The 12,930-nt window shown below is 36.1% G+C and carries 14 protein-coding genes; 10 read left to right on the top strand and 4 right to left on the bottom strand.

Annotation, left to right across the window (positions count from 1 at the left end; translation table 11 throughout):
* Nucleotides 1-444 precede the first annotated feature (444 nt).
* The 4 genes from CSE16_RS18730 to CSE16_RS18715 all read left to right on the top strand — a co-directional run bounded on the left by CSE16_RS18730 (nt 445) and on the right by CSE16_RS18715 (nt 4,077).
* The gene (locus tag CSE16_RS18730) at nt 445-1,284 is read left to right on the top strand and encodes a polyphosphate kinase (RefSeq protein WP_099425277.1); all 840 of its coding nucleotides are present in this window, start codon (nt 445-447) and stop codon (nt 1,282-1,284) included.
* Nucleotides 1,285-1,530: 246 nt separating this feature from the next.
* Nucleotides 1,531-2,085: a GNAT family N-acetyltransferase gene (locus CSE16_RS18725; RefSeq protein WP_099425883.1), complete on the top strand. Its 555-nt coding sequence runs from the start codon at nt 1,531-1,533 to the stop codon at nt 2,083-2,085.
* Nucleotides 2,086-2,252: 167 nt separating this feature from the next.
* The gene (locus CSE16_RS18720; RefSeq protein WP_099425276.1) at nt 2,253-3,161 is read left to right on the top strand and encodes an ABC transporter ATP-binding protein; all 909 of its coding nucleotides are present in this window, start codon (nt 2,253-2,255) and stop codon (nt 3,159-3,161) included.
* The gene (locus CSE16_RS18715; RefSeq protein WP_099425275.1) at nt 3,145-4,077 is read left to right on the top strand and encodes an ABC transporter permease; all 933 of its coding nucleotides are present in this window, start codon (nt 3,145-3,147) and stop codon (nt 4,075-4,077) included. Before CSE16_RS18720 ends, CSE16_RS18715 begins: the two co-directional genes overlap by 17 nt.
* A gap of 124 nt (nt 4,078-4,201) precedes the next feature.
* On the opposite strand, the gene CSE16_RS18710 is transcribed toward CSE16_RS18715, so the two are convergent.
* From CSE16_RS18710 to CSE16_RS18700, 3 genes are all read right to left on the bottom strand, one after another.
* Nucleotides 4,202-4,774, bottom strand: a complete 573-nt coding sequence (locus CSE16_RS18710; RefSeq protein ID WP_099425274.1) for a beta-class carbonic anhydrase — start codon at nt 4,772-4,774, stop codon at nt 4,202-4,204.
* Nucleotides 4,775-4,936: 162 nt separating this feature from the next.
* Nucleotides 4,937-5,134, bottom strand: coding sequence for a hypothetical protein (locus CSE16_RS18705; RefSeq protein ID WP_099425273.1), 198 nt, complete (start codon nt 5,132-5,134; stop codon nt 4,937-4,939).
* A 387-nt stretch (nt 5,135-5,521) separates the two neighbouring features.
* Entirely contained in the window at nt 5,522-6,757 is a 1,236-nt protein-coding gene (locus tag CSE16_RS18700; RefSeq protein WP_099425272.1) for an aminopeptidase, read from the bottom strand.
* Nucleotides 6,758-6,955: 198 nt separating this feature from the next.
* Here CSE16_RS18700 and motA point away from each other — a divergent pair, with 198 nt between their 5' ends.
* The 4 genes from motA to CSE16_RS18680 all read left to right on the top strand — a co-directional run bounded on the left by motA (nt 6,956) and on the right by CSE16_RS18680 (nt 10,934).
* On the top strand, nt 6,956-7,756 hold the full coding sequence (gene motA, locus CSE16_RS18695; protein ID WP_099425271.1) for a flagellar motor stator protein MotA: 801 nt from the start codon (nt 6,956-6,958) through the stop codon (nt 7,754-7,756).
* Nucleotides 7,740-8,504, top strand: a complete 765-nt coding sequence (gene motB / locus CSE16_RS18690) for a flagellar motor protein MotB (protein ID WP_099425270.1) — start codon at nt 7,740-7,742, stop codon at nt 8,502-8,504. The genes motA and motB overlap by 17 nt, the downstream gene beginning before the upstream one ends.
* Nucleotides 8,505-8,937: 433 nt before the next feature.
* A complete protein-coding gene (locus CSE16_RS18685; protein WP_099425269.1) occupies nt 8,938-10,026 on the top strand; it encodes a carbohydrate kinase in 1,089 nt (362 codons plus the stop codon).
* Nucleotides 10,026-10,934 (top strand): pseudouridine-5'-phosphate glycosidase, encoded by a 909-nt coding sequence (locus CSE16_RS18680; RefSeq protein ID WP_099425268.1) that lies wholly within the window; start codon nt 10,026-10,028, stop codon nt 10,932-10,934. The genes CSE16_RS18685 and CSE16_RS18680 overlap by 1 nt, the downstream gene beginning before the upstream one ends.
* A gap of 270 nt (nt 10,935-11,204) precedes the next feature.
* Here CSE16_RS18680 and CSE16_RS18675 read toward each other — a convergent pair whose 3' ends face one another.
* Nucleotides 11,205-11,426, bottom strand: coding sequence for a DUF1128 domain-containing protein (locus CSE16_RS18675; RefSeq protein ID WP_099425882.1), 222 nt, complete (start codon nt 11,424-11,426; stop codon nt 11,205-11,207).
* A 179-nt stretch (nt 11,427-11,605) separates the two neighbouring features.
* Here CSE16_RS18675 and CSE16_RS18670 point away from each other — a divergent pair, with 179 nt between their 5' ends.
* Together CSE16_RS18670 and CSE16_RS18665 are read left to right on the top strand one after the other, a co-directional pair.
* Complete coding sequence (locus tag CSE16_RS18670) at nt 11,606-11,944, top strand: YtxH domain-containing protein (RefSeq protein WP_099425267.1); 339 nt, start codon at nt 11,606-11,608, stop codon at nt 11,942-11,944.
* Nucleotides 11,945-11,968: 24 nt separating this feature from the next.
* On the top strand, nt 11,969-12,889 hold the full coding sequence (locus CSE16_RS18665; RefSeq protein ID WP_099425266.1) for a YihY/virulence factor BrkB family protein: 921 nt from the start codon (nt 11,969-11,971) through the stop codon (nt 12,887-12,889).
* Nucleotides 12,890-12,930 lie beyond the last annotated feature (41 nt).

Genomic DNA, 12,930 nt, shown 5'->3' with positions numbered 1-12,930 from the left:
AATTTATCATTTTTTGGGAAATCACTTAAAGGTAATTGCTCATTGAAAATATTAATAATTGAAAAGCTAAAAGCATAAATTGGCAAGAAGAATAGTGACTTAACACCAAAATTTGTTCTTACAATAAATGCTCGCGTTCTCATTCCCAGGTTTTATTTCTGTCGCTACATGTTCTTTACAGGAAGGATTTGGTGAAGCGTAAAATTTTTTATTCCATCTGCACTATAGCTTAAAAAGTTAGAATGCTGCTTTAAATTGGAATGAAAATCTAATTAAAAATCCACCGCTACCCACTATATTAGAAAGTTTGTATCTGCAGAAGGTATTCTTTATTTCCTCCTTCCCAAAAAAATAAGTGCAAAATAGCACAAACGAACAAAAATTACCAAATCCAGATAATTTCAAGTAAACTAATAGTAGCTGATCTAGGAGAGGATGAAATTGATGAAGCAGTTAAAGAACTTAGATTTGTCTTTAGAAGTAGATAAAAAAATGTACAAGAAAAAGTTGAAAGTTCTACAATACGAAATGTTAAATGCGCAACAATTTTTATTTAATAATAAAATCGGATTAATTTTAGCATTTGAAGGGATGGATGCAGCGGGGAAGGGGGGCGCGATTAAACGTCTAACAGAGCGCATCGATCCTCGTGGTTTAATCGTCCACCCAATTTCGGCGCCACAGCCACATGAACTTCGTTACCATTATATGCATCGTTTCTGGCGTAAATTGCCACAGCATGGGCAAATAGCAATTTTTGACCGCTCTTGGTATGGCCGCGTATTAGTTGAACGTATTGAAAAATTTGCAGCTGAACATGAATGGAAACGTGCTTATAAAGAAATAAATAGTTTTGAAGCACAATTAACAGATGGTGATTATATCGTGATGAAATTTTGGATTCACATTGATTCAGATGAGCAGCTAAAGCGCTTCAATGATCGTGCAGAAAATCCATATAAATCATGGAAATTAACAGATGAAGATTGGCGGAACAGGGAAAAGTTCGATTTATATGGGGAAGCAGCAGATGAAATGTTTGCAAAGACCGATACAGAAAATGCGCCATGGCATTTAATTTCTGGAAATAATAAATTACATGCCCGTATTCAAGTGTTAAAAGAAGTCATTGCACATATTGAAAAAGAAGCTACACGCAGAGGTTTGCAGTTGACGAATGTATTTGAAACACAAGCGGCTGAGGAAGAAGCCGCTGCTGCTATTGAATTACCTGTAAAATCAAAGGAAGCAAAGCAACTCAAAAAAAAGAAAAAAGCTAAATAGTAATTCCCTCCTATCAATTACGCCTCGGCGTAATTGCGTCCAGATTTTTTTCGAGCATGCTCCAAAAGCTCCCCTTAAAAATCTGTGATATCCGCCGGGGGGAACCCCACTGAATTCAGTGTATATTTGGCATTTATACCCAATTAATAAGTGGGGGAATTTTGCTGGAGCACGTTAAAATGGTGAATACGTAGGTGAATTGTGATGAAAAGTTTGCTTAATTTATTTCAAAAGAAAGGTGATCCAATGGTTCGACTTGTTGGACAGCAGTGTTTATTGCGTACCTTTATTGAATCAGATGCAAAAGCACTTGCTAAATTGCTTTCAGATAATAAGTTTTTTTGGTCGATTTATGAGCCACTACATCGAGATGAATATTATACAGAGGTAACACAGTATAATAAAATTTTAGAAAGTATACAACTTTTGCAAGCGAATAGAGAGTTTTCATTCGGAATATATGATTTAAATTCACAGCAACTGATTGGTCATATTTCGCTGTATGCAATTAAACGTTTGCCGTATTCAAGTGGCTTTATCGGCTATTCGATGGATAAAGATTTTATCGGCAAAGGAATTGCGACAGAGGCAGTGAATCTGTTGTTAAGGTTTGCTTTTCAAACAATTAATCTACATCGCGTGGAGGCATATGTTTCTCCACAAAACTTAGCATCTGTCCGTGTATTAGAAAAAGCAGGCTTTATACAGGAAGGGTTGCTAAGGGAGTTACTATTTATTAATGGGAAATGGGAGGATCACTTTATGTATGCGATGCTCCAGCAGGAATATAAAAAAAAATAAAATAATGCAACCTTTGTTACTCTAATTCGTAGATTAATGAGGGTTGTTTTATTTTGGTATATTACCAAATGTTGGGGTTGGTAATGTATTGTGTAAATAAATCCGAAGTCGGGGTGGTAAATCTTAATCTTTCGGAAATTACTATTTAGGAGAAGAGGGTGACATATTTGGTACAACCAGTCGTGCAAGTGAAAAATTTGTCAAAAACGATTAAAAATAAACGCATTATTAAGGATTTGAGTATTGATTTCTTTCCTGGTCAGATTACAGGCTTGTTAGGACCAAATGGCGCGGGGAAAACGACGACGATTCGTATGATGACAGGACTCATGCATCCAACTGCCGGAGAAGTAATCATTGATGGAAAGTCATTAGCTAAAAATTACGAAACTGCCATTAATAAGGTAGGTGTAATTGTCGAAAATCCGGAAATGTATAAATTTATGAGTGGCTATAAAAACCTACAACATTTTGCGCGCATGCATGCAGGAGTGACAAAAGGACGAATTGATGAAGTGATTCGTCAAGTGGGGTTAGAAAAAAGAATTCATGAAAAAGTAAGCACGTACTCGTTAGGGATGCGTCAACGTTTAGGGTTAGCGCAGGCACTATTACATCGACCAAAGTTTTTAATTTTGGATGAACCGACAAATGGTTTAGACCCAGCAGGTATTCGTGAATTTCGAATGCATTTACGCCATATCGCACAAACAGAGGGGGTTTCCATCGTTGTTTCTAGTCACCTACTGTCTGAAATTGAGCTGATGTGTGACCGTGTTGCCATTATTCAAAATGGGGTATTAATTGACATTAAAGAAATTAATGAATCGGAATCAAGCACGTATTATATCGAAGCAGAGCCAAAAGAGAGATTAATACAATTGCTTGATGGCTATACAATAACTGCCTATGAAAATGGCTTTAATGTAGAAATTCAAAAGCAACAAATACCAGCATTATTAAAAAAGTTAGCCGTTGAAGTAGAGATTTATGCAGTTCAACCGAATAACAAAACATTAGAGGATAAATTCCTTGAAATGACAGGTGGAGGTGCAATCGATGAAATTAGTCGTTAATGAATGGGTTAAATTATGGTCGAAAAAAAGTACATGGGTCATGCTTATACTGATGTTACTTTTAGTCATTGTACCAGCAGGTGCCATGAAATATTATGATGAATCAAATGCTGAAAATTGGCAGCAAAATTCACAACAAGTGATTAATGATTTTGAGAAAATAATTGAAGAAGAAGATTTGGACGAGTCTACTGGTAGTTATTATTATGAAACGATTATGATTGAAAAATACCGTCTTGAACATAATATTGCACCTAATGGAACAACAATGGATACATTTATGAGAAGTTCGTTAGAAGTGGTGTCAATGGTTATTACAATTTTTATCGTAACTGTGGCAGCAGGAATTGTTTCAAGTGAATTTTCAACAGGTACAATAAAAATGCTGTTAACGAGACCTGTCGCTAGGTGGAAAATTTTATTATCAAAATTAGTGACGACGATTATTTTCGGGTTAACACTTTATTTATCAGCTATCATTTTGTCTGCAATCCTTGGTGCTACTTTATGGGGGACGGCGATGTCAACGCCTTTAGAAATTGTTAATGGAGAAGTAGTACAAACGGAAGTTTGGTCAAGTTATTTTGAGATATTCCTTTTATCATTTGGCAGCTTCTTTATGTCCATTTTCTTTGCTTTTTTAATTGGGACTATTTTTAAATCGAGCTCGCTTGCTATTGGTTTGACGTTATTTATTTCATTCATGAGCAATATGGTTGTCTTTTTATTAAGCCGTTATGAGTTCATCAAATATGTATGGATTACGCATGTGAATTTAAGTCAATATGCTACAGGCGCTACACCGATGATACCGGACACAACTTTATCATTAGCTCTTACAGTTAATTTTGTTTATGCGGTTATTTTCTTAGCCATTACATTTATTGTATTTAATAAACGAGATGTGACTGCTTAGTTAAGAATATTTTTTCCTTTTCCAAATATAAACCCCACCATTTTGATGTAAGATCAAAAATGGTGGGGTTGTTTTGTTGTTATGGAAACAATAATGTCATGTGTACTTTATAAGCATTGAACCATTATTTTTTTAAATATTTACTACCATCTGAAATTAAATCGAGCTTACCAGTACCTGGATCAATGACTAATCCGTGAATTGGAATACCAGTTGGCATTAATGGGTGGCTTCTTACTAAATCTACACTTTTTAATACGCTTGTCGTTACATCGCCAAAGCCGCGCAACCACTGTTCTAAATCTACACCAGAGTAATTAATGATATCAATTACTTCTTGTTTAATACCACGTTCACGCATATGGTCAAGCATTGCATTCGGATCGACTGAACTCATTCCGCAGTCATAGTGTCCAATTACATATACTTCATCAGCTTGTAATTCATAGACTGCAACAAGTAAACTTCGCATAATCCCACCGAATGGATGATTAACGATTGCCCCAGCACTTTTGACAATTTTCATATCACCATTACGTAAATTCATTGCTTTCGGTAATAATTCAACTAAACGAGTATCCATGCATGATAAAACAACAATTTTTTTATCTGGATATTTCGTAGTAATAAACGGTTCATATTGTTTTTCTGTGACAAATTTTTTATTGAATTCTAAAATATTATCTAATGAAGACATATGTTGTAAACCCCTTTCGTTACATTTATTATTTTATAATTTTATTTAGATAATTCAAACAATAAGTGCATTAAATATAGTAAACACTTTAAAAATAGGGAAAACTTATGTGGAAAATGAGCATAAAAAAACAACCGCTAAATAAGAAGCGGTTGCGAAAAATTAATGATGGTGACCATCTTTAGCTTTTTCATTTGGAGCAAAAGCGCCTGCTTTTGTATCTACTAATACAGAATCATGCGAATTTAATCCCATTCGTAAGTATTGAATGAATAAAGCTATAAATATAAGAACTACGATTGAGAATCCAAGAACTATTGTATAGTAATCAGATAATAACGGATAATGGTGATCAAACATTGTAGAAAACTCCTTTCTCTTCAATAATAAGAATGATTACACCCAATTATACCCTAATTATTTGGAACAATGTAGGGGAATTTGTGTAATTTTTATTGAATGCAATGAAAGTATGGCAACATCTTGAAGTCTATTGGAACAATTATGCCTTGGAATAATTGCGTCCAGAATCGGCTTTGTACATGCACAAAGAGCTCCTTACAGATTCTGTGACATCCGCCAGAGGCTTGGCAAGACGAAGTTGATCACTATGGCGCTGCCTCTGGACGCGGTGTTCTTAACCAAAGTTCCAATATTTCAGTGGTTGTTTGGACACCCACTGAAAAGTAACTTAAAGTCCATATTCAACTCACCAACTCTTGAGCTAGTGAATTCTGCTGAAAGAAGTTAGAATGCCCAGTTGCCATTTCGGAATACTGGTTCTAACTTGCCGTCTTCTGTAATGCCGTCAATGTTCATGTGAGCAGAACCAATCATAAAGTCTACATGTGTAATACTTTGATTTAGTCCATTTTCTAATAATTCCTCACGTGACATTGTTTTGCCGCCCTTTAAGCAAAATGCATAAGCACTACCGATTGCTAAGTGGTTCGACGCATTTTCATCAAATAGTGTATTGTAAAATAATACATTCGATTGAGAAATCGGTGATTGGAATGGAACGAGTGCCACTTCCCCTAAATAATGAGAGCCTTCATCTGTTGCAACAAGATTTTTTAATACCTCTTCACCTTGTTCTGCTTCTACATTTACAATACGCCCGTTTTCAAATGTAAGTTTAAAGTTGTCGATAATATTGCCGCCATAGCTTAATGGTTTAGTACTTGAAACAAAGCCATTCACACCATCTTTCTGAGGCGTTGTAAACACTTCTTCTGTCGGTATATTGGCCATGAATTGTTCGCCCTTTTCATTGACACTACCTGCACCACACCATAAATGTCCTTTTGGAAGCGCGATTGTTAAATCCGTCCCTGGAGCAGTATAGTGTAGTTTTGCGTAATTTTTCTCATTTAAATAATCCACTTTTTCATGAAGCGTATCATTATGTTGTGCCCAAGCGCCGATTGGATTTTCTAAGTTGGCACGCGTCGCTTTAAAAATAGCATCCCAAAGTGCATCTACTTGTTGATTTTCAGCTAATTCAGGGAAAACTTTTGCTGCCCATTGTTTAGATGGTGCTGCAATAACCGTCCAACTAATTTTATCGGATTGCACATATTGTCGATACTTGTTTAAAGCAATACCTGAAGCCTTTTGGAATGTGGCAATGCGTTTTGAATCGATGCCAGCTAGTAAATCAGGGCTTTGTGAAACGATATTCATAAATGCTGCCCCTTGTTCTGCTAACCACTCACGCTCTTGTATTTTCCAAGGAGGGAAGAAGTCAAAAGAATCGTCGGGAGCTAATTCGTAACGAAGACGAGCAATTTGATCATCAGTGTAATCAACAAAAACTTGTTTGGCACCATTTTCATAGGCCAATTTTGTAACAATTTGTACAAATGGAGCAGAATCAATAGAAGCAGCAATATATAAATACTGATTCGGTTGAATATTAACTCCTATTTTTACTGCTAATTCCGCGTAATTTTTTAAATTTCTCTGAAAGTCTAAGTCCATTTGAATCATTCCTCCAATTTGTTTTCTATAAATTTTGGCAATTTTGATACAATGTAATCAAAAATAGCAAAATACAGAGAAAAATGTATTATTGCATCGAAAAAAACAATAATTGCCTATATACTAGTGTATAGGAAGTAAATAAAAAGTTAAATAGACCGAAGTAATAAACAGACAAAGTAATTGGAGGAACTACATATGGATATTTCATCACTTGTTGGGATAATTCTAGCATTTTTTGCACTGCTACTGGGAATGTTCTTAAAAGGTGTTACACCGGATGCATTGTTAAACCCTGCCGCTATTTTAATTATCATTTTTGGTACAATTGCTGCAGTAACAATCGCATTCCCAATGAAGGAACTAAAACGAATTCCGAGTCTTTTTAAAATTTTATTTACAGAAAAAAAATTGGTGAGTGACATTGAATTGATTAAAATGTTTTCTCAATGGGCGGACTTAGCTCGCCGTGAAGGGTTATTAGCTTTAGAAAGTAAAGCATCAGAAGTAGAAGATCCCTTCTTAAAGAATGGTTTAACATTAGCTATTGATGGTCAAAATGCGGACTACATTCGTGATGTATTAACCGAAGAGGTAGAGGCAATGGAAGATCGTCATACTAGTGGTGCTGCTATTTTCACACAGGCAGGTACATATGCTCCGACACTAGGGGTACTTGGTGCAGTTGTAGGACTTATCGCAGCGTTAAAAGATATGTCTGACATTGATAAGCTAGGTGTTGCTATTTCAGCAGCCTTCGTAGCAACGTTATTAGGTATTTTTACTGGTTATGTATTATGGCATCCATTTGCAAATAAGTTAAAACGTAAATCCGCAATGGAAGTAAAGCAAAAACGCATGATGGTTGAAGGGATTTTATCTGTTTTAGAAGGTGAAGCACCTCGTGTGATTGAGCAAAAACTAGCTTCATATTTACCAATGGAAGAGCGTAAGCAAATTACGGAAAGCGGGGCGAATGGCCTTGGCAAAGAGGCATAAAAAGCATAAAAAACATGAAGAACATGTTGACGAATCATGGCTAGTACCATACGCCGATATTTTAACATTACTTCTAGCCCTATTTATTGTATTATTTGCTTCAAGTACAGTTGATGAAAAGAAATTGGAACAGATGTCTGCTGTATTTAATGACGTGTTCAGTAGTGGCTCTAGTGTTTTAGATTACCCTGCAGTTATTCAAACGCCAGATAGCTTAGCGCCTGATGTTCAATCGGGTGCAACGAAATATTTGGAAGATCAAAAGGCTTTACAAGAGGTTCAGGAGCGAATGGATGAGTTTATTGCGGTGAATGAACTAGAGAAGTTATTTGAAACACAAATGACGGATGAAGGATTACTAATAACAATCCGTGACAGTGTTCTTTTTGATATGGGTAAAGCAGAAGTAAAAGACGAATATATGGCAATTGCAACTGAATTATCGCAAATTATAATGTTTGATCCACCACGTAATGTGGTTGTAACAGGTCACACAGACAATGTGCCAATTCAAACTAATGAATTTGAATCAAACTGGGAATTGTCTGTATTACGTGCGGTAAACTTTATGAAAATATTAGTAAGTGGCAATGAAGAGCTGGATGCAAATTATTTCAGCGTAAAAGGTTACGGCGAATATAAACCGATCGCTACAAACGATACAGAAGAAGGCCGTGCAAAAAACCGCCGAGTAGAGGTACTTGTCCAACCTCGTGTGAATGAAGAAGGACAAGTAATTGTAGAATAACTTGTTTCAGCAAAAGTTTCCCACTTCTATAAGTGGGGGATGAATGCCCAAGTATGACCTTGATTCAGTGGGGGTTCAAACTCCGGCTGAATAGGGGAACTAAGGCTAAGTGCGCCGCGTCGTACGGCAACGACTGACTGACCAACATCGTGTTGGTCCAATGCCCACTGCGGATGTTACAGATTTTTTTCGAGCTTGCTCGAAAAAAATCTGGACAAGAGTTAGCCGAGGTGTAATTTATCGAATAAGAAGTGCTATTTTGTTCAATTCAAAATAGCACTTTTTTTGTAGTTATAAAGCTATTAATTAGAGGAAACAATATAATACTGGTCAACAATTAGGAGGTTTTAATGAAATTGCATGAAAAAAATTTTGACATCCATCAAACAAAAGTTTATAATTTAAACAAAAGTTCCTGTTAGGAGGTGAGACTATGAATGAAAAAGAAAAATTAGTCTTCCAACTGATTAAAAAAAATCCATATTTATCACAGCAAGAAATGTCACAGCAATTAGGTATGTCTCGACCAGCATTAGCGAATATGATTTCTTCTTTAATAAAAAGAGGGGAAATTATTGGACGAGCTTACGTACTACCCGAAAAGAATCAAATTGTAGCTATCGGCGGGGCAAATGTGGATCGGAAATTTTCGATTGAAAAGGATGTTCAATTAGGAACGTCCAATCCAGCGACGGTTGGTGAAAGTGTTGGTGGGGTTGCACGTAATATTGCAGAAAATTTGGGTCGACTAGGCAATCAAGTTTCATTATTGACAACACTTGGTGATGATCATGATGGTGAGCTTCTTAAAAAATCTAGCGAAGCATTTGTTAGTTTTGAACTTGTAGAAAAGCTACAAGATGAAAAAACAGGCTCCTATACAGCAGTACTAGATAATAATGGTGAGCTAGTTGTTGCAATGGCCAATATGTCGATTTATAAAAAATTATTGCCGACTGTGCTTGAAAAACATGAAGCAACATTGCAAAATGCGAGTTGTATTATTATTGACTTAAATTGCCCGGCAGAGACAGTTCAATACACGAAGGATTTAGCAAGACAGCGGAATATTCCGTTTGTCATCGTGCCAGTATCATCGCCTAAGATGAACCATATGCCAGATAATTTAGTTGGTGTAAGTTACTTCATTTGTAATCGTGATGAAGCCGAGACGTATTTACAAGTAAAACTTGAAAATATGGAACATTATGAAGCGGCAGTTCGACAGTTAATACAAATGGGTGCAAAATCGGTTATATTAACGCTTGGGAAAAACGGTGTATTGGCTGGGAATAAAGAAAAGATTCAATATTTCAAAGCCGTAAAGACTACAGATATTGTCGATGTAACAGGTGCTGGGGATGCATTTGTTAGTGCATTTTTACACGGTGTTATTAATGAGGAAGATTTTGATGTAGCGATTCAGCTAGGATTGGTCAGTGCATCAAAAACATTACAGTCTGAAAAAACAGTAAGACCCGATTTAACAAATGAAGCATTAAATCAATGGAGGGAATTATAATGGAACAATACTTATCATATTCACAAGAAGTTTTAGAGGCAAAAGAAAAAGGGTTACCAATTATTGCATTGGAATCTACAATAATTTCGCATGGTATGCCATACCCACAAAATGTGAAAACAGCTCGTGAAGTAGAACAAATTATTCGTGATGGTGGCGCTGTGCCAGCAACAATTGCAATTATCGATGGGAAAATTAAAATCGGATTATCGGACGAGGAATTAGAAATGTTCGGTAATGCACAAGGCGTTGCAAAAGCATCACGTCGTGATATCGGCTATTTATTAGCAACAAAAAAAATTGGTGCCACAACAGTAGCAGCAACAATGATTTGCGCTGAATTAGCAGGAATTGAATTATTCGTAACAGGTGGTATCGGTGGTGTACACCGTGGTGCAGAAACGACAATGGATATTTCAGCAGACCTAGAAGAATTAGCTATGACAAATGTAGCGGTTGTTTGTGCAGGTGCAAAATCTATTTTAGATATCGGATTAACATTAGAATACTTAGAAACAAAAGGTGTACCTGTAATCGGCTACGGTACAGATAAATTGCCAGCCTTCTACACAAGTGAAAGTGAATTTGACGTTAACTTCCGTTCAGATTCTCCAGAAGAAACAGCTGCAATTTTACGCGCAAAATGGGATTTAGGATTACGTGGTGGGGCATTAGTAGCTAACCCAATTCCAGTAGAAGATTCTATCGAAGCAAGCTTTATTAATGAAATTGTCGAAAATGCATTAGCAGAAGCGGAAAAACAAGGGATTGCAGGGAAAGATGTTACACCATTCCTATTAGGGAAAGTTAAAGAACTAACACAAGGAAAATCATTAGAGGCGAACATTGCATTAGTAAAAAATAACGCACGTGTTGGCGCAAAAATCGCTGTAGAACTACAAAAGTAAATAAACTTGTTTCAGCAGAAGTCCCTTACTTTTAAAAGTTTGGTATGAATTCTAAATATGCAATTTTATTCAGTAGAGGTTCAAACCCCGACTGAATCAAGTTATTGCCCTGGCGGATGTCACAGATTTTTAAGGGGAGGTTTTCGAGCGCACTCGAAAAAATCTGGACGCAATTACGCCGAGGCGTAATAGAATTTCCTGGGGAATATTGTCGAGGAAACATGAAAAGAAGCTTATCACTGTATGTGATAGGCTTCTTTTTCAAATACTTTATTTGCGAAGATTACCTAGCTCTAATACGATGGCATTCATTTCACTTGGGCTGAATGATTCGCGTTTCATAACCATTTCGAATAAATATAATAAATCCTCGTATTTTTCAGAGTTAAATTGATCTGATTGCATTGCATCAACGTTTACCATACGAAGTTTTTCTTTAATTTGTTCTATCATAAAAATGACATTTTCTTGTGTTGGTTTTGATAATTCCATAATCATGTGCCCTACCTTTCAATGTATACAGAAATATCATTTCATTTTGCTAACAACTTGTCAACATATTAGTGAGTGCTTCACTTTCAATAAGATGGAAATTTAGTTAAAATGAAAATAGATGTAGTTTTAGGGGAAGTTATGTAAATTATAGAAAGTGGATACTAGGAGGAGAAATTATGGGTAAAAGTAAATTACTACCGTTCGTTGTAGTTGGAGCGTTAGTTGGGGCAGCGATTAGTATGTTGGATAAGGGAACGCGTCAGCATACTGTAGAAACATCTAAAAAAGTAAAAGATACGGTAACCTATTATGCTGAAAATCGAGAAGAATTAATGGGATTAGTGGAATCAAAAGTTCAACAAGCGCAAACTTTATATAGTTCAGTAAATAATAATGTACAAACCTTATTGCAAGGACAAGATCCCAATGAGCTAAAAACATTACCAAGTACAATTCAAAGCTTAGTTTCAGAGACAATTCAAGCATTTTCCAAAAAGGATGATCAGCAAGGCTAATATCCTCTTAAAGGTGGTGGCTGCATGAATGAAAAAGGAACCTTCAAAGACAAATTGGCTCTTGTGAAATCCTATGTATCACCAGATCCCGCATCAATTAATATGTTAACGACAAAGGGCTTTATACAAGATTTATTATATCGAATACAGAGAAGTGATATGAGCGGAATGGGTGCTCAATTAGCCTTTTTCTTTTTGTTATCATTCTTTCCAATGCTTATATTTATGGTGACATTATTACCTTATTTGAATTTAGAGCAAGGTCAAGTGTTTGATTTTTTGGATAATATTATGCCAGCTGAAGTATATGGCTTTATTGAAGGCACGTTAGTAGATGTGTTAAATAATCAAAATGGCGGATTATTATCCATCGGTATTTTAGGTACAATTTGGTCGGCTTCGAAAGGAGTAGACGCGTTGTTGAAAGCGTTGAACCGCGCTTATAATGTCGAGGGGATAGTCAGTTTTAAAAACCGATTATGGTCTTTAATATTTACCATTTCATTAGTAGCCGTCATTTTATTAGCGCTCGTACTTCCGATTTTCGGACAGCAAATTGGTAACATCGTATTTGGCTATTTAGGTGTGACCGAAACATTTGAAGGTGTTTGGAATTTCATACGCTGGGTTATGCCACTAGCATTAATTAGTATTGTCTTAACGTTGATGTACTGGATTGTTCCGAATACCGACCCAAGATTGACGATTATTAGTGTATTTCCAGGAGCTATTTTCGCAACAGGTGGCTGGCTAATATTTACTTATGGCTTCTCATTTTACATTAGTAATTTTGGAAATTACAGCACGACCTATGGCAGTATAGGTGGGGTCATCATTTTAATGCTATGGCTGTACTTTACAGGAATGGTTTTAATATCTGGTGGACTATTAAACGCCACAGTTCAAAAGCGGCAAATTGCAAAAAAAGATGCAAAAGGAAAGTAAATCTCCAGTATTTTGACTATGAAAAAACACGTAGAATTTTG

Source organism: Solibacillus sp. R5-41 (assembly GCF_002736105.1).
Lineage (GTDB): Bacteria > Bacillota > Bacilli > Bacillales_A > Planococcaceae > Solibacillus.
Note: the sequence above shows the minus strand (reverse complement) of the source record. Positions and strands in the feature narration are given on the sequence as shown.